Here is a 17726-nt window from a genome sequence, read left to right as displayed (position 1 = left end):
AGCCGTTCAAGCCAGGCCAATGCTGGCTCCATCAGTGACCTTCTGGAGCCATTCGATGCGTCGCTGGAGTCTCGATTGGCGCTCCTCGTTTGGATTCGGGTAGAGGATCGGATACCAGGCGGTCATCACAGCCGCACGACCGATAAGGCTTTGCTGCAAGGCGCAGGCGTCAATGCTCCCTCCTGCCTCGCAATACGCATCACATATCGCCTGCACGGTGGCGTGGTCGTCTTCCAAAATTTGCGCATTCCAGATGATGGAGGCTACATCCCATTCGATGGGCCCCGCGAAGGTGTCTTCCCAATCGGTCCACAACAGTCCGCGCGTGGTGTTCATGAGGTTGCCCATGTGGGCATCTCCATGCAGAGCCTGATGCGGATAGCGGTTGAGCACCTCGATGGAGCGCGTGAGGTGATCCCTCAGCATCTGCTGCGTGTCTGAAGGAAACAGTTCACGGTTTTGCAAAATCTCGAGGCTTTCCGTGAGGATCGCCAGCTTGGGAAGTGGCTCCTCAAAACGGCGCATGATGTCGTGGCATTGGCACAGCGTGTGCCCGATTTCACTAGCATCAGGCTCGGTATCCACGCGAGTGACAAACTGCCAAAAATTCATCGGATAGCCCAGATGCTCATGGGGCCCCGGCGGAAGATCGGGGTGCAGCGGGATCACCGGTGCGCCGCTCTCCGTCAAATGGTGGGCGATGGCATTCTCCCGCGCAAACCACTCCGTGCCCTGCCTTGGCCCGTCCACATCCTGTACCACGCGTGCCACCAGTGTTTCGGTGAGGCGCAGCACCAGCGTGCTGCCGTTTTGAAGAATGTCGCAGCGGTCCGGCGTGATGCCATGGGCGATGGCTGTTTCCGTGGCGGCGCGGGTGGGAAGTTCAATGTCAGTCATAAAATGAAAGCACCAGAATTCAGCCCACCCACTCGCACGATTTTACGCACGCCCCTGCGAGCGTCGCTGCCCAGCGTACGCGCCAGCCGGCAATCTCCGTGGCATACTCGCGAGCTTCGTCGTCGTGATAGGCCGGCTGTGGCTGCAGGGCGAGGGATTCGTCTATGATCACGCGCACGTCATCCGGCACGCGGCTGTCGCAGTCCCAGCGCACAGGCAGTCGCTGCGGTGCCTCATTCGCAAAAGCGCTGATAGCCTCCGGAATCGAGTCGGCATAGCGGACGTAGGGTTTGATGTCGAGAATCGGCGTACCATCTACGAGATCGACTCCCGACACAAAAAGGCGTGGCGCGGCATCGCCTTCGGTTTCCACGCGATCCAGCTTCACCACGCTGAGGGTCAGCCGGTTTGGCCGAAAGGGTGAGCGCGTGGCGAACACCCCGCGCCGTTCATTGCCCCCGAGTCGTGGCGGGCGCACGGTGAGCGATGTCGGTTCTTCGATGACCAGATGAAACTGCGTGATGAGCCACAGGTGGCTGAACTGCTCGATGCCGCGCACCGCCTCCATGCGCCGGTACGCCGGCTCAAACTCCACCACACCCCAGGCACTGGGCACCAGCCCGGGCTGCCGTGGCACACCGAACTTGTCGGTGTAACAGGTGCGCAGCGTGGCGATGATGTTCAATGAAATCATGAGACGAAGTGAGCGCGCACTTGCTTGTTCGCATCCATTTTCTTCATCACTTGCCGAATCGGACGCCCACCTCATCTTCATCACACATGCCCCCCGCCCGCCTGCTGCTCTCCATTCTGCTCCTATCGCCCCCCCTCCATGCCGAACGCATGAGCTGGCTGGAGAACGACCGCATCAAGCTGGGCGTGGATCTTGATCATGGCGGTGCCATCACCTTTCTGGCCAGCGTGAAGGACGGTGCGAATGTGATCAACAACTTCGATCTGGGGCGGCAGGTGCAGCTTTCATTTTACTCCGGCCCGGTGCCCTTTGAAGCGGACGGGCAGAAGCCCGCGGAGCACTGGCGGCACATCGGCTGGAACCCGATTCAAACGGGCGACGATTTCAAAAACGCCAGCCGCATTTTGACGCACGAAAACGACGGCAAGCAGATTCACCTCACCTGCGTGCCGCTGCAATGGCCTCTCAACAACGTGCCTGGAGAATGCATCTTCGACTCCTGGCTGGAACTTGACGGCGCAGTGGTGAAGGCGCGGGCGCGGCTCACGAACACACGCAGCGACACCACGCAGTATCCCGCACGCTTGCAGGAGCTTCCCGCCGTCTATGCCAATGCCGCATTTCCTCGTGTGGTCAGCTACATGAATGACAAGCCCTTCACCCAGGATGCTGTGTCCGCAGCGCCCACACCTCAGGGCAAACATCCGTGGTCTTTCTGGACCGGCACCGAGGGCTGGGCGGCGCTTCTTGATGAGAAAGATTACGGCCTCGGACTGATCACTCCGGGGCGCGTGCACTTCACCGGCGGCTTTGCCGGCAAGCCCGGCCCCAATGACACCCATGGCAACAGCACTGGCTACCTTGCCGGACAGGCTCTGGAAATTCTGGATCACAACATCGTCTATGAATTCCGCTACGAGCTCGTGCTCGGCACTGTGCAGGAGATCCGCGCACGCGCAGACACACACCGCCCGCAGGGACCACCCTCCTGGAGTTTCACGCAGGATCGCCAGGGCTGGCACTACCAAAACGCCCGGGACACAGGCTGGCCGGTGAAGGATCATCTGCACCTACAGCTTGAGCAGGATGATCCGCAACTCATCAGCCCGCAGACTTTCTGGCAGGCGGCCGATGCACCGTATCTCATCATTGATGCCGCATTTCATACCAAGCAGAAACAGGGCATCGTGATGTGGCAGCAGCATGGGACGCAAGGCTACTCGTCAGAAAACAAGATCTCCTTTCCCATCATCGCTGACGATGAGTTTCACCGTCATGTCATCCCGCTGTCCTCCGTCCCTGCCTATCATGGCGGCATGCTCCGCCTGCGGATCGACCCTGTGGGCAGCGCCGAAGCGGGTGCATGGATGAAAGTGCGCAGCATTCAGCTCTCGGCCAAGCCGGAGTGAGTTGCGGGCAGGCGATCGACTGCCTTGGTTGAATCATTGTACAAGAGTCGGCTTCTTCCTTCGTTTAGTCGCACACCTCAATATCACCATGCTCCGCGCCGCCCTCTGCTTCTTCTCACTCGCTGTTGTTTTACCCCTCGCCGCCAAAGACCAGGCGGCACCGGAAGGTTTCACCCCCATATTCAATGGCAAAGACCTCAGCGGCTGGAGCGGCAGCGAGAAATACTGGTCCGTCGAAGACGGCTGCCTCACCGGCGTCGCCGATGGCAAGCTGGACTACAACCGCTTCATCACCTGGAAAGACGGCAAGGTGAAGAACTTCGAGCTGCGCGTGAAGGTGAAAGTCACCCCCGGCGGCAACAGCGGCCTGCAGTATCGCGGCCAGGAGCGCCCCGATCTCGGCGAGTGGGTCGTCACCGGTTATCAGTGCGATGTTGTCCCCGCCAAGGATGACTACAACGGCATGCTCTACGAGGAGCGTGGCCGCCGCATCCTCGCTCACACCGGCGAGAAGGTCATCATCGATCCGCAGGGCCAGCCCTGGGTCGTTGGGAAGCTGCCCATCCAAAACTTCCCCGCCGACCAATGGCACGACTACCGCATCCTCGTTGAAGGCAATCACCACCAGCACTGGATCGACGGCGTGCAAACCGTGGACGTCATCGACCTTGATGAAAAAGGCCGCGCCCTCGAAGGCGTCATCGCCGTGCAGGTCCACGTCGGCCCCGCCATGAAGATTCAGTACAAAGACTTTTTCGTGAAGCACCTCCCCGCTGATCTGCCAATCAAGACGGCCGCCGAAGCGCCGATCCCGACAGACGCCGTGAAGGTCGTGCCGCAGGGAGGCAAACCGAAGAAAGCTGCGAAGTAATCAGTCGCTCACTTGCACACGTTGCATGGCTTTGAAAACGGTCACTGCGTGTCGGAATTTTTGGCACCCATAACTTGTGGCGCATGCCACCACATCCTGTTAACCGGAAACTTTAACTGATGCGTTTTTGATTTTTTTTGATTCGGAATAAGCCCGTTTCTCATCGCTATGCAGCTGTCGTGTGTCATTAAAGCCCCCCCCTTTTTTGACCCATGTTTTGTGTTCTGACTTCCTGGAGAATTATTCCAGCCCTCATTCTCTTCGCCATCGTAACGCAGACCTCCGCCAGCACTTTGATCTGGGATGGAAACACCAGCACCACAGGCCTTCAGGATGGAGGGGGCAACTGGAACAACTCGGACACCAACCGGTGGTACGATGGCACAAACTACCAGATCTGGAGCAGCACCACACCGGACAGCGCCACCTTTGGCAATGCCAGTGGCGCAGCGGGCACCATCACGCTCACATCGCCCATTTCCGCCAGCGACCTCACGTTTAATCCCGCAGGCTCCGGCACTTACACGATCACAGGTACGGCGACCAACAAGCTCACGCTCACCGGCGATCACACGCCTGTCATTCTGGTCAATCTGGACTCAGCAACCGCCGCCACCATCACCGCCGTCGTCGCCGGCACTCAGGGACTTACCAAAACGGGTGCCGGCATTCTGGTGCTGGGGGGCACCCTGGCCAATGAATATACCGGCACAACAACCGTTTCCGCAGGCACCCTGAAAATGTCAAAAACAGCCGGCCTCGCAGCCATCAATGGAGATGTCATCATCGACGGCGGCACCCTCCAATGGACTGCGGCCAACCAGATCGCTGACACGGCCAGCGTGACATTGAACACCGGCACGCTTTGGATTGGTGCGCAAACGGAAACCATTCGCAATCTCACCCTGAATGGCGGCACCAACAATGGCGGCACCAGCTCCAATGGCGGCACCTTTGCCATCACCGACACTCTCACCGTCACCAGCAACACCAATCTGGGGCTGAACAGCGGCGCCAACTGGTCTGCAAACACAGTCGTTTTCACCGGCAGCGGCACCGCACTTTCCATGACAGGCAACAGCAGCGTCGTCATCTCGCAGTTCGTGGTCGGCACTGGCGGGCTTTCGATCACGAGTCGAACGATCAGCCTCAACACGGGCAACACAGGAAACTCCACGGCCAAGGGCAGCAAGATCGTCCTCAACGGCGACGTCACCGCCACAGGTGTGAACACCTTCAATAAGAATGGCACCAATGTCGGTGTGGCGCAGGTGGATCTCGGCAGCGCCACGCGCACCTGGAATGTCACCACGATATTGAGCACGGATGTCACCAACGTCGGTATTGCCATCGTCGGCACAGGCTCTGCCGGGCTGACCAAGACCGGGGGCGGTACACTGCTTTTTTCCGGTGAAGACGCCAACACCTACACCGGCCTCACCACCATCTCGGCCGGCATTCTTCAAGTCGGCAAAAATGCAGGCGTGAATGCGATCGCCGGAGACATCCAGATCAACTCCGGCGGCAAGCTTGCTTACACCACGCTCAATGACCAGCTCGCAGACACCACCTCCATCACGCTCAATGGTGGCACCATCAACTTCAACAACCGTACTGAGACCTTTGCCAACCTCTATCAGATCGCCGCTGGCAGCAATGTGAATCCGGATCAGGGAAATGGTTCCATCGTCACCATCACCGGAACACTTCGAGCCACCGCCGGTAACACCATCGGTCTCAACAGCGGCGGTCGCTGGACTGTTTACAACACCGAGTTTGCCAGCTCCTTCACGGGGACTGCCATCGCGCTGAATGGCAACAGCACCACCAGCATGAACCGCTACACCGCAGGTGTGGCCGGCAACGGTGGCATCAGCCTGACCGGCCAGAACATCAGCCTTGCCAAAGGCACCACAGCCTCGGCCAAAGGCAGTGAACTGGTGCTAGACGGCACGCTCACCGCCAGCGGCACGAACAACATCAACGCGGGCGGTGGCACGATCGGCGTGGCCCAGGTGAACCTTGATGGTGGCCAGCGCGAGTTCAACATCACCAGCGGCACCACCACCAGCAACGCCGCAGTGGTCAGCACCACGGTCACCGTCACGAATGACGATTCCACTCCCACGGCTGGCGGCGTCACCAAGACCGGTGCCGGCACCCTGGTGTTCACGGCGGTGAACACCTACACCGGCGCCACTGGGGTGCAGGCGGGGACGCTGCGCCTTGGCAGCACAGGTTCCATTGATGCCTCTCCCGCCATCACCGTCGCCAGCGGTGCCACGTTTGATGTGGCCAGTGTCAGCGGCGGCTATGCCGTGAAGTCCGGCCAGACCCTGCAAGGCGGCGGCACCGTTTCCGGAGCCACCACGATCAACAGTGGTGCCACACTCTCCATGGGCACCACCGGCGGCGATGTCACCCAGACTCTGACGGTGACTGGAAACCTCACTCTCGCCTCAGGTTCCACCACCGTGTTTGATCTGGGCACGCCCACCTTCACCAGCACCAACAGCTTTGGCGGCAATGATGTCGGCACCGCCGGCTACAACACTTACATCCAAGGCTTCGCCACCGCCTCCACCGGCGACCACGACCGACTGATTTCTTCCGGCAGCATCACCCAGGCCGTGGGTGCCGCCATCACCGTCCTGGCCAATGGCATCACGCCGACCTACGGGCAAATCTTCAACTTGGTGGACTGGCAGACCACCTTCAACGCTTCCTCGAATCTTGGCACCAATTATCGCACTGGCGCGGGGGATGGCGCATTCGACCTCGACCTGCCGGACATCTCCGCCAGCGGCCTCGTTTGGGACATGAGTTTCTTTGCTTCCAGTGGCATCCTCGTCGTCGTGCCGGAACCCTCCCGCGCGCTCCTTCTTCTCATCGGTCTCAGCATCGCATTGCTGCGCCGCCGCAGGACTCGTTGATGGAAGTCAGCAATCAAACCAATTTTGAAACCGCCTGTGCAGCACCGCACTCCTGTGTCACCAAAGGCGAAGGCGCCGGGATTTCTCCCGACGCCTTCATTGTGGATCGGCCCTCATAAGCCGGATTCTGTGTCCCCGATGCCCTTCGACACCTGGCTGTGATCATTTATCTGTCAGGCTGATCGCTCAGCCTGCCCCCGCTTGCGCAGTGGAGCGACTATTACCCGGAGGTATCCATCCCTTGCGGGACTTGCGGCCAGGCGGGCCTTTCTCCTGTTCTGTCTTGCACCGCATGAGGTTTGTCGTGCCCCCTTCCTCGCGGTTGGGGCGGTGGGCTCTTACCCCGCCGTTTCACCCTTACCCCCTTTCGCTCTTGCGAGCTACGGAGGGCGGTTTGTTTTCTGTGATACTGTCTGTGACTACGGCTTGCACCGCAGCCCCCACACTTTCATGTGGCATGCTGCCCTGTGGTGTCCGGACTTTCCTCTGGCATCTCCGCCTTGCAGCAAAAATACCAGCGATCACTCCGACCGACCCGCCGTGAGAGTAAGGGCTTCAGCGAAAAGGGCAAGCCGGGTGTACGTGGAAAGATGCCGCGAAACTTATTCCCCGTCTCCGGTGTTGAACCGCATCCACCCACCACCGCGCCATGAAACTCCTGCCTTCTTTTCTGCTCGCTCTCACAGTCAGCTTCTCTCTGACCCATGCCGAAGACGCCCCGAAGCAACGCCCTGATGGTGCAGGCACCGGCGGCCAGGGCCGTGAGAAGATCAAGGAGATGATGCTGCAGAAGTTTGACGCCAATAAAAACGGCACGCTCGATCCCGATGAAAAAGCTGCCGCCATGAAAGCCATGCAGGAACGCCGTGGCGGCGGCCCCAAAGGCGGCTCCCCCGGCGAACCCACGAAAGGCGGTGGCCCGATGCAGGCGATGCTTCTGCAAAAATTTGACGCCAACAAGAACGGCGTCCTCGATCCCGACGAAAAAGCTGCCGCCATGAAAGCCATGCAGGAGCGCAAGGGCAAATCAGGCGGGTTCCCCGGTGCTGCTGGCCCCAGCACGGAATGTGGCAGCAAGTTCCGTCGTCCGCCGGAAGCACCAAAAGAAGGCGACGCCAAATAAGCTGGCAGCGATCCTTACTTCCCAACGCTGTCCTTGAGCAGCTTCAGCAGCGCATAGTCCGCGTACTGGATGTCGCTGATCTTCCATGCGCCGCCCTGCTGCACGCAGTGGAAGGTGATGCGCTTCTTCTCTTCAAAGTTCACAAAGGTCACCAGGACGGTGGCCTTGCCCTCTTCAATCTTAGCCGGGTGGATCACGAAGTTTTTGATCTCCATGTCCTGGGCATCGTAGAGCGGGTCGCCATCGAGCGCGCCGACTTCGCCTTTGGAGTCGATGGTGTCCTTCCAGAGGAGATCCCCGAGTTCCTTCGTGAAGTAGTGGTCCACCAGCGCCCGGTCCTTGTCTTGGAAAAAGGGTGACGCCTTTTTCTTCTCCGACTTGTAGAGCTCCGCGACCAGCACATCTGGCGTGGCTGCCTTGTCAGCAGCGTGAAGAGTCAGACCGCAGGAAACAAACAGCAGGAGCAGAGTCAGGAGGCGCATGCGGCTGTTATCGCCGCAAACGCGCCAAAGTCGAGTTCATCATCTCACTCGTCAGCTTCCTTCTTGCCCTTCTTCTTGGGCGCTTCAGGCAGCGGCACGCCGCGCTGGCGGGCCTCCCACTCCGCGAAGCCTTTCTTGCTGTGATTTCCCACATACTGATAGGTGTCAAAAATCGCTCCATTGCCAAGCACACGCGGGTCTTTTTCCACTTTGAGCATGGCTTCCAGCTTCGCCCGCAGCTCTTGTTTCTTCGCGGCGGACTCGGGCACCTTGGCCAGATTTTTCAGGCACTCGGGATCTTCGGCAATGTTATAGAGCTCTTCCTCCGGGCGGTAGTTGAAGGCGAGATCATAGAAGAACCCCTTGTTCTCCACGATCCATGATTTCGTCGGCCCGTCATCGCAGTTGCCGTAGCCGGTTTCGGGATTGCAGGCGGGCCAGCGCTCCGGGTGGTAATTGTGGCTGTAGAAAAACTCGGGCGTGCGGATGGCGCGCACAGGATAGCCCCAGTCGTTCGGACGCCCCAGATCATGGCGCTCCTTGCCAGCCAGCATGACTGCGGTCTTCCACAAAGCCGCTCTTCTCACTGCGCAGGATGTTCACCAAACTGCTGCCACTCATCTGCTCATGCTTCGGCAGTCCAGCCAGTTCGAGATACGTGGGCGCAAGATCACGCACATTGATAAAATCTTCCACCACCCGCCCCGGCTTGATCCCCTTCCCCCAGCGCATGGCCAGCGGCAGATGATAGCCGTCCTCATAAATCTGCCCCTTCACCCGTGGAAACGGCATGCCATGATCCGACGTCACAATCACCAACGTGTCCTCCAGCAGGCCGGACTTCTCCAGCAGGTCGAGCGTCTGTCCGATCTGCTTGTCGCCCCATTCCACCTCGATGGCATAGTCAGCCAGATCACCGCGCACCGTGGCGTTGTCAGGCAGGTAACCGGGCACCTTCACGTCTTCAAGTTTCTTGCCCAAACGAACACCAGAATCGAGCTCATAAGAGCGGTGCGGCTCCTTGAATCCCATCCAGAAACAGAAGGGCTGCGCCTTGTCGCGCTGCGCCAGAAACGCCTCAAAGTTGCGAGGGTAATCCGTGGTGGTAATGCCCTTCGCCGGCACTTCTTGTTTGAACTCATCAAACGCCGGCCCGGCCGGATTGCGCGTGCGGCCTTCCAGTTTGAACTCACCCGGTCCCCAACCCTTGCCAGTGAGGCCCACGGTGTAGCCGCCTTTTTCCAGCAGGTCGGGATACACGGCAAACTTCGGCGGGAAGATGCCGCCATGACAAACCGCCTCTTCAAGCTGCCAGGAATTCCGCCCTGTGAGGATCGTGGCGCGGCACGGACTGCACTTCGGATTGGAGGTGAAAGCGTTCTTAAACAGCACCCCTTCCTTCGCCACGCGGTCAAAGTTCGGCGTCTTGACCCAGTCACAGCCATAGGCACCCGCATGCTGCCAGCCCCAGTCATCAAAGATGATGAAGAGGATGTTCGGACGCGCTGCATCCGCAGCACGGATGCCGGCAGCAAAGACGAGAGCAGCAAGGACGACCAGATGGATTTTCATGCGCCGTGAAACGCATGAGAAGTCCTCAACTTGCAGCCGCTTCTTCCACGCTCACACAGGTGCAGACAAGGTGGCGGTCACCATAAACGTTGTCGATGCGCGATACAGGCGGCCAGTACTTCGACTCCTGCACCCACGGCAGCGGGAAGGCGGCGGCTTCACGCGTGTAAGCATGAGGCCAGTCGCTCTTCGTCACAGCGGCGGCGGTGTGCGGGGCCTGCTTGAGCGTGTTGTCCGTGGGATGATACGTGCTGCTTTCGACACCGATCATCTCCGCGTGGATGCACTGCATCGCCTCGCAGAAGCGGTCGATCTCCGCCTGGCTCTCGCTCTCCGTGGGCTCAATCATGAGCGTGCCAGAAACAGGCCAGCTCATCGTCGGCGCATGATAACCAAAATCCATCAGCCGCTTCGCCACATCTTCCACCGTGACCTTGTGGAAATGGCTGAAATCGAGGATGCACTCGTGCGCAACGAAGCCCTTGGTTCCCTTGTACAGCGTGGGAAAATTCGCCTCCAACTTTCTGGCGACATAATTCGCATTGAGGATGGCGTACTTGGTCGCATCGACAAGACGCGGCCCCATCATGGCGATATACATCCAGGAGATCGTGCAGATGCTGGCGCTGCCCCAGGGAGCGGAACAAACCGCGCCTTCACGGCGGTCCGTCTGCCATGTGTGGTGCCCCGGCAGATGCGCACGCAGATGCGCGGCCACCGCGATGGGCCCGACGCCCGGCCCGCCACCGCCATGCGGAATGCAGAAAGTCTTGTGCAGATTCAGATGGCACACATCTGCGCCGATGCGCCCCGGCGAAGTCAGCCCCACCTGTGCATTCATGTTGGCGCCGTCCATGTAAACCTGGCCGCCATGGTCATGCACCAGTCGACAGATTTCGACAATGGACTCTTCAAACACACCATGAGTCGAAGGATACGTGACCATCAGCGCGGCCACCTTGTCTTTGTTCGCCTCCAGTTTCGCCTTCAAATCATCGACCGAAATATTGCCCTGATTGTCACAGGTCACCGGCACGACTTTGAATCCGCTCATCACCGCGCTGGCCGGGTTCGTGCCATGTGCCGAGGTGGGGATGAGGCAGACATCGCGGTGGTCCTCACCACGCGCGGCGTGGAAGCGTTTGATCGCCAGCAGGCCTGCGTATTCGCCCTGAGATCCCGCATTCGGCTGCAATGACACCGCATCAAAGCCAGTGCATTCAGCCAGCCAGCCTTCGAGGTCACTGAACATCGAGCGGTAGCCCTCGGTCTGATCATGCGGCGCGAAGGGGTGCAGGCCGTTCACCTCCGGCCAGCTCAGCGGCATCATCTCCGCCGCTGCATTCAGTTTCATCGTGCAGGAGCCCAGCGGAATCATGCTGCGGTTCAGCGCGATGTCCTTCGACTCCAGCCGATGCAGGTAGCGCATCATCTCCGTCTCGGAGTGGTAAGAATTGAACACCGGATGCGTCAGAAACGCTGACTTGCGGTGGTGCCGCGCGGAGCAGTGCAGCGGATTTTCATCATCGAGTACCGGCGGCTGCTGCGCCTTGGAAATGCCAAAGGCTGTGAGCAGGTTGAGCAGCTCTTCCTCCCGCACACGTTCATCCAAAGCGACGCCCACCGTGGTGGCGTCGATCTTGCGTAGATTGATGCCGAAGATCAGCGCACGCTTGAGCAAATCATCGGCGTTCGGCACGCGCACGCTCAGCGTGTCAAAGAAGTCGTCGCTCAGTACATCCAGTCCCGCACGTATCAGCTCGCCTGCCAGCCAGACCGCTGCGTCATGCACACGGTGCGCGATGGTCTTGAGTCCCTGTGGCCCGTGATACACGGCATACATGGAAGCCATCACGGCAAGCAGCACCTGCGCGGTGCAGATGTTGCTGGTGGCTTTCTCACGGCGGATGTGCTGCTCACGCGTTTGCAGGGAAAGCCGATAGGCAGGCCTGCCCGCGGCATCCTTGGATACACCGATCAAGCGGCCGGGCAGCCGGCGCTTCAACGCATCACGCACGGCCATGAAGGCGGCATGCGGCCCGCCAAAACCCAGTGGCACGCCAAAGCGCTGGCTGTTGCCCACGCAGATGTCCGCTCCGAATTCCCCCGGTGGCCGCAGCACCGTGAGCGCCAGCAGATCAGCACTGACGACGAGCAAAGCGCCCGCCTCATGGGTCTCATTCGCCAACTCGGCAAAATCATGAATGACCCCCAGCGTGTCAGGATATTGCACAAGCACGGCGGCCAGCCCCTTGGTGCCATCGTGCTTCCATTTGAGCACATCCCCCACCTCCACGCGGATGCCCAGCGCATCCATGCGCGTGCGCACCACCTCGATGTTATGCGGGTGGCACTGGTCGGAGACAAACACGCGTGATGCTCCAGCCGCCTGCGCCACGGCCAGTCCCAGTGCCTCAGCACAAGCGGTGCCTTCATCAAGCAGCGAGGCGTTCGCAACATCCAGCGCCGTGAGGTCGCGGATCATCGTCTGAAAATTGATCAATGCCTCAAGACGGCCCTGCGCGATCTCCGCCTGATAAGGTGTGTAGGCCGTGTACCAGCCGGGATTTTCGAGGATGTTCCGCTGAATGACCGGCGGTGTGAAGGTGTCATGGAAGCCGAGCCCGATGAACGAACGCATCACCTTGTTCAGGCCCATGATCTGCCGCATGCGGCGCAGCGCCTGCTCCTCGCTCAGCGGGGGTGCCAGATTGAGCGGCTCACGCGCGCGAATGCCTTCCGGCACCACCTGGTCGATAAGCTCATCGAGCGTTTTGAAACCGAGCGTTTGCAGCATGCTCTCCGCCTCGGCGGCGGAGGGACCAATGTGACGGCGGGAAAAGTTTGTGGGCATCGAAATCGGAGCGGTTTGAGGAGGCCGCCACGGTATCTAGCCGAGGGCCCGTGTCACTTGCCAAACAAGGCCCAGAATTTTTTCTCGGAGGCCTTCTGCTTGCCCTTCGCTTCGCGCAAAAACGGTGCCAGCGAGGCCAGATTCAAGATCAAGTGATTGAGGAAATTGAACGGCGCCCGCAGTGGACGCTCGAAATCCACGAACAACACCACGCGATAGCCGTCGGTGTCGTTCCAGACTTCGTGATTATAAGTGTCATCAAAGATGATCGCTCTGCCCTCCTGCCAGGCATAGACCTGATCGGCGATGCGAATGCGGCACTGGTGACGCGGCTCCGGCACCATCAGCCCTAGATGCATGCGCAGTACACCCGCGAAGGGGCCCCGGTGCTCAGGGATGTGTTTGTTCGGAGAAAGGATGGAGAAGAAGCCGGTCGTGCAGCCAGGGATCTGGGCCAGCACTTTCATGGTCTCCGGGCAGTGGCGGGCGTTTTCCTCGCAGTCCATGCCGACCCCTTTGAGAAAGAACGTCTTCCACTGGTCATCGCCCTGGATCATGCCGACCTCCTTCACGATGTCCTGAAAGCTGGGCATCGCATCGCGGTATTTCATCACTGAGTCGACTTCGGCACGAACCTTCTGCCAGTCTGCCTCAATACCCTTGACCCAAGGGAAGTGCCGCGAGTCATAGATCGGCGGATCACCGTGAATGGAACAATGCGCAATGACCGCCTCGACAACGTCCTGCAGACGATTGGTGATGCGCTCCACCCAGCCGTTGGCCGGAAAGGTGCGATGACGGCGGTGATAGGCGTCAATCGGCTTGAGCTGAAAGCCGGCTGGGACGGTGGCGATGGAAGAGGATGCTTCGGGAGGCATGGGACTAAACTCCGTGACGAGTAACGAATCCGTCACTTTTTGCAGCCAAAAAATAGCGCGTCAACCGCTCAAAACCACACAGGGTTCAGGCAATGTGTTTGCCGTAGGTGGCGGCGTCCATCAATGCCTCAAACTCCGCAAGATTGGAGGACTGGATTTTGAAAATCCAGCCACCGGCATAAGGATCACGATTGAGAAGACCCGGGTCGCCGGTCAGCGCCTCATTGACGGCCACGATTTCTCCAGACACCGGAGCATAAATATCACTCGCCGCTTTGACAGATTCGATCACGCACACCTGCTGCCCCGCAGTGACCTGGGTGCCCACCTTGGGAGGGTCCACAAAGACCACGTCCGTCAGTTCCGCCTGCGCATGATCCGTGATTCCGACCGGAGACGGGCTTTGGGTGGGATCGATCCATTCGTGGGAGTCACGGTAGCGGAGGTTTTCGGGGACGTTGCTCATGGGGATGTCTGTTTGGGAATATTAAAGGGAGGGCTTGCGATAAAACGGCTTCTTCACCACTTCCGCCGGGAAACGCCGCCCGCGGATTTCGATTTCCAGCGTGCTGCCGATCGTGGCGGCGCTCAGCGGCACGTAGGCCATGCCGATGCCGGCTCCAAGGCTGGGAGACTGCGTGCCGCTGCACACCTCGCCGATGATCTCCCCGGCGAATGCCACCGGATAATGCGGCCGTGGTGGCGGAGCCGCGCCCGTCATGCGGAAGGCGGCCAGCTTGTCGGGCAGTCCGGCGGCTTTTTGCGCTACCAGCGCTTCACGACCTGTGAAGTCGCCTTTGTCCAGATCCACAAAGAAGCCGAGTCCAGCCTGCAGCGGCGTGCGCTGTTCAGAAAGATCATTGCCATTGAGGGGATAACCCATCTCAAGCCGCAGCGTGTCCCGGGCCCCGAGACCGCAGGGCATGCCACCAGCAGCCTTCACGGCGTCCACGATTTTGCGGAACCACGTCTCCGCCGTCTCCATGGGCATGAAAAACTCAAAGCCTTCCTCCCCGGTGTAGCCAGTACCGCACAGCCACATCGGCCCTTCGCTGGTCATGGAGACTAGGATGGTGTTGTGCTCAGGAAAGGATGCGGCACTGCCAAAGACCGCTGCCACCACTTCACGGGCCTTGGGTCCCTGGATTGCCAGACCTGCGGTGAAATCACTCGCGTTGGCCATCATCACCTCATCATCTTTATTGAGCTGGGTTTCCAGATGCGCCCAGTCCGCATCAATGCGCGAAGCATTCACGACGAGGTAAAATTCACGTTCACTGGTGCGGTAGGCGATCAAGTCATCAATCACGCCACCGAGTCCGTTCAGCAGCAGGGTGTACTGCCCCTGGCCGGGCTGCAGCTTGGTGATGTTGTTGGTCAGCACCCGGTTCAGAAAAGCCTCGGCACCGGGGCCGCTCACGATGAACTGCCCCATGTGGGAAATATCGAACACGCCGACGCTCTGCCGCACGGCTTTGTGTTCATCGACGATGCCGGTGTACTGCACCGGCATGTCCCAGCCGGCAAAGGGCACCATGCGAGCCCCCATTTCCACATGCACGGCGTGTAGGGGAGTACGGCGAAGAGGGGTGGTATCAGACACAGTGCGCGCATGTTGTGAAGCGCGGAGGCTTTGTCAATTCTCGCGGCATTTTAAGCCAATTTCTGAATGCCAATCTTATTTGCAGGCCCTCGCATCCACTCCATACTTGGCATCCCCCAAACGCCCGCGAAAAAAAGCCCCAACCATGGCAGCCCCTTTCCTCACCCAGGACTTTCACATCCGCTGGTCCACCCTGACCCCCGAACACATCGAAGCCGACATCCGCGCCGCCCTTGAAAAAGCGCAGGCGAATCTGGATGCCGTCATCGATCAGGACCGCGGCAAACTGATGAATTTTGACTCCGTCGTGCTCGGTCTCGACGAGTGCACCCGCGAACTGAATGAAGCCTGGGGCCTGGTGACCCATCTCGATTCCTTGTGCAACTCCCCCGCCCTGCGTGAAGCGCACAACAAGATGCTGTCTGAAGTCAGCTCCTTCTTCGCCAAGATCCCGCTCAACGAGCACCTCTGGGACCTCTTTGTCACGTATAGCAAGACCGACGAGGCGAAGCAGCTCACGCCCGTGCGCAAACGCGCCCTGCAGGAGGCCATGGAAGGCTTCATCGAGGCTGGCGCCGATCTGCCGCCGGACAAAAAGAAGCGCATGGAGGAGATCGAAGCCGAACTCTCCAAGCACACGCAGAAATATTCCGAGAACGTGCTCGATTCCACGAACAAGTGGGAGCTGCTCATCGAAGACGTGGATCGCCTCAAGGGCCTGCCACAGACCGCCATCGAAGCCGCCAGGGCGGATGCGCTGGCCAAGAATCTCGGCACTCCTGAGAAGCCCGTCTATCGCTTCACCCTGAAGGCACCCTCGATGATTCCGGTCATGGAATACCTCGAAGACGAAGGCATCCGCCGTCAGGTCTGGGAAGGCTCCTGCAGCATTGGCCGCGGCGGCGACCACGACAACACCGAGCTCGTCTGGAAGATCCTGCGCCTGCGCCATGAGAAGGCGCAGATCATGGGCAAGGCGAACTTCGCCGATCATGTGCTGAACCATCGCATGGCCAAGAACGGCCAGAGCGCCCTCCGTTTCATCACGGATCTCTACGAGCGCGTGCATGAAGCCTTCCAGCGTGAAACCATCGAGCTGCAGGAATTCCGCGCCGACAACGCCCACCAGGCCGTTGATCTTTTCGAGCCCTGGGAAGTCTCCTTCTGGAGCGAACGCCAGCGCAAATCGAAGTACGATTTTGATGAGGAAGAGTTGCGCCCCTTCTTCCCCATCGACAAGGTGCTCAACGGCATGTTCCAGCTGGCAGAAAAGGTCTTCGATCTGCGCATCACCAGCCGCGAGGTCGTTTATATCGAGCCCGGCAAGGAGGCTCCGGCCAATGTCAGCTCCCAGCCCGGCAAAGCAGGCCCCGTGGAGGTCTGGCACCCCGAGGTAAAGTTCTACGAAGTGCGCAATGAGAAGGGCGTGCACATCGGCTCCTTTTACGCCGACTGGCATCCGCGTGACTCCAAGCGCGGCGGAGCCTGGATGAACTATCTCCGCATGGGCGTGCCTCCCAGCGGCGAGCGCGACCGCCGCCTGCACCTCGGCCTCATCTGCGGGAACATGACGCCGCCTGTGGATGGCAAGCCGGCTCTGCTCACGCATGATGAAGTCACCACCGTCTTCCATGAGTTCGGCCATCTGCTCCACCAGCTTTGCGGCAATGTGGAAATCCCCTCGCTCAACGGCGTCAGCGTTTACTGGGACTTCGTTGAGCTGCCCTCGCAGCTCATGGAAAACTTCTGCTGGGAGCGTGAGAGCCTTGACCTCTTCGCCCGCCATCATGAAACCGGCGAAACGATCCCTGCGCGCCTCTTCAAAAAGCTGCTCGCCGCCAAGAACTACCGCAGCGCCAGCGACATCATGCGCCAGCTCGCCTTCGGCAAGTTGGACCTCGAACTGCACATGCACCACGCCACCGATGAAGGCGTGGACCTCGACAAGCTCGCGCGCTCCATTTTGAAAGGCTACATCATGCAGCTCAAAACCGAGCAGCCCACCATGGCACGTCGTTTCGGCCATCTCTTCAGCAGCCCCGTCGGTTATGCCGCCGGCTACTACAGCTACAAATGGGCCGAAGTGCTGGATGCCGATGCCTTCACCCGCTTCCAGCAGGAAGGCGTGCTCAATCCCACCGTGGGCCGCGAGTTCCGCGACACGATCCTCAGCAAAGGCAACTCCGAAGACCCCGCGAAGCTCTTCCAGAACTTCATGGGCCGCGATCCCGATGCCATGGCCCTGCTCGTGCGCGCCGGTCTCGCATAAAGTACGTTGGGTGTGTTTGGCGGAAGTAATTTCTCAATCACATAACCGCTGCTTCGCCCAACCGCCCGACTCTGGCGAGCGTTCGCAAACCATAGTGTTTGCCATACGATCACAACCGGGCGGCCTGTCGCCAGACCCATT

14 protein-coding genes and 1 other RNA gene are annotated in these 17726 nt (G+C 59.8%); 5 read left to right on the top strand and 10 right to left on the bottom strand.

Features of this window, described 5'->3' with window-relative positions; translation table 11 throughout:
- Window positions 1–6: 6 nt before the first annotated feature.
- A complete protein-coding gene (locus AC3RLQ_RS27980; RefSeq protein WP_493031915.1) occupies window positions 7–897 on the bottom strand; it encodes a phosphotransferase in 891 nt (296 codons plus the stop codon).
- 19 nt (window positions 898–916) lie between these two features.
- Entirely contained in the window at window positions 917–1591 is a 675-nt protein-coding gene (gene tsaA, locus AC3RLQ_RS27975) for a tRNA (N6-threonylcarbamoyladenosine(37)-N6)-methyltransferase TrmO (RefSeq protein WP_493031914.1), read from the bottom strand.
- 86 nt (window positions 1592–1677) lie between these two features.
- On the opposite strand from tsaA, the gene AC3RLQ_RS27970 reads away from it, so the two are divergent.
- The 3 genes from AC3RLQ_RS27970 to AC3RLQ_RS27960 all read left to right on the top strand — a co-directional run bounded on the left by AC3RLQ_RS27970 (window position 1678) and on the right by AC3RLQ_RS27960 (window position 6804).
- Window positions 1678–3000, top strand: a complete 1323-nt coding sequence (locus AC3RLQ_RS27970; protein WP_493031913.1) for a hypothetical protein — start codon at window positions 1678–1680, stop codon at window positions 2998–3000.
- Window positions 3001–3088: 88 nt separating this feature from the next.
- On the top strand, window positions 3089–3871 hold the full coding sequence (locus tag AC3RLQ_RS27965) for a 3-keto-disaccharide hydrolase (RefSeq protein ID WP_493031912.1): 783 nt from the start codon (window positions 3089–3091) through the stop codon (window positions 3869–3871).
- 212 nt (window positions 3872–4083) lie between these two features.
- Complete coding sequence (locus tag AC3RLQ_RS27960) at window positions 4084–6804, top strand: autotransporter-associated beta strand repeat-containing protein (RefSeq protein ID WP_493031911.1); 2721 nt, start codon at window positions 4084–4086, stop codon at window positions 6802–6804.
- A gap of 98 nt (window positions 6805–6902) precedes the next feature.
- Here the strand turns inward: AC3RLQ_RS27960 and rnpB are convergent.
- Window positions 6903–7342: RNase P RNA component class A (gene rnpB, locus AC3RLQ_RS27955), an RNA gene on the bottom strand.
- Between the two features lie 111 nt (window positions 7343–7453).
- Between rnpB and AC3RLQ_RS27950 the strand changes: the two genes are divergently transcribed.
- Complete coding sequence (locus AC3RLQ_RS27950; RefSeq protein WP_493031910.1) at window positions 7454–7927, top strand: EF-hand domain-containing protein; 474 nt, start codon at window positions 7454–7456, stop codon at window positions 7925–7927.
- A gap of 14 nt (window positions 7928–7941) precedes the next feature.
- On the opposite strand, the gene AC3RLQ_RS27945 is transcribed toward AC3RLQ_RS27950, so the two are convergent.
- The 7 genes from AC3RLQ_RS27945 to gcvT form a co-directional block, all read right to left on the bottom strand.
- The gene (locus tag AC3RLQ_RS27945; RefSeq protein ID WP_493031909.1) at window positions 7942–8409 is read right to left on the bottom strand and encodes a DUF3828 domain-containing protein; all 468 of its coding nucleotides are present in this window, start codon (window positions 8407–8409) and stop codon (window positions 7942–7944) included.
- 44 nt (window positions 8410–8453) lie between these two features.
- Window positions 8454–8963, bottom strand: coding sequence for a hypothetical protein (locus AC3RLQ_RS27940; RefSeq protein ID WP_493031908.1), 510 nt, complete (start codon window positions 8961–8963; stop codon window positions 8454–8456).
- Window positions 8938–9981: a sulfatase family protein gene (locus AC3RLQ_RS27935; RefSeq protein WP_493031907.1), complete on the bottom strand. Its 1044-nt coding sequence runs from the start codon at window positions 9979–9981 to the stop codon at window positions 8938–8940. The genes AC3RLQ_RS27940 and AC3RLQ_RS27935 overlap by 26 nt, the downstream gene beginning before the upstream one ends.
- 25 nt (window positions 9982–10006) lie before the next feature.
- Window positions 10007–12835 carry an aminomethyl-transferring glycine dehydrogenase gene (gene gcvP / locus AC3RLQ_RS27930; protein WP_493031906.1) on the bottom strand — a complete coding sequence of 943 codons (2829 nt, stop codon included), beginning with the start codon at window positions 12833–12835 and terminating at the stop codon, window positions 10007–10009.
- A gap of 53 nt (window positions 12836–12888) precedes the next feature.
- Window positions 12889–13713, bottom strand: a complete 825-nt coding sequence (locus AC3RLQ_RS27925) for an aspartyl/asparaginyl beta-hydroxylase domain-containing protein (protein ID WP_493031905.1) — start codon at window positions 13711–13713, stop codon at window positions 12889–12891.
- Window positions 13714–13798: 85 nt separating this feature from the next.
- Window positions 13799–14179, bottom strand: a complete 381-nt coding sequence (gcvH, locus tag AC3RLQ_RS27920; protein ID WP_422318373.1) for a glycine cleavage system protein GcvH — start codon at window positions 14177–14179, stop codon at window positions 13799–13801.
- A gap of 21 nt (window positions 14180–14200) precedes the next feature.
- Window positions 14201–15316: a glycine cleavage system aminomethyltransferase GcvT gene (gene gcvT, locus AC3RLQ_RS27915; protein ID WP_493031904.1), complete on the bottom strand. Its 1116-nt coding sequence runs from the start codon at window positions 15314–15316 to the stop codon at window positions 14201–14203.
- 145 nt (window positions 15317–15461) lie between these two features.
- Here gcvT and AC3RLQ_RS27910 point away from each other — a divergent pair, with 145 nt between their 5' ends.
- On the top strand, window positions 15462–17585 hold the full coding sequence (locus AC3RLQ_RS27910) for a M3 family metallopeptidase (RefSeq protein WP_493031903.1): 2124 nt from the start codon (window positions 15462–15464) through the stop codon (window positions 17583–17585).
- Window positions 17586–17726: the final 141 nt, after the last annotated feature.

The organism is Prosthecobacter sp. GW821-HT29F12 (genome assembly GCF_058803405.1).
The sequence above is the reverse complement of the archived record's forward strand: the minus strand, read 5'-3'. Positions and strand labels throughout refer to the sequence as shown.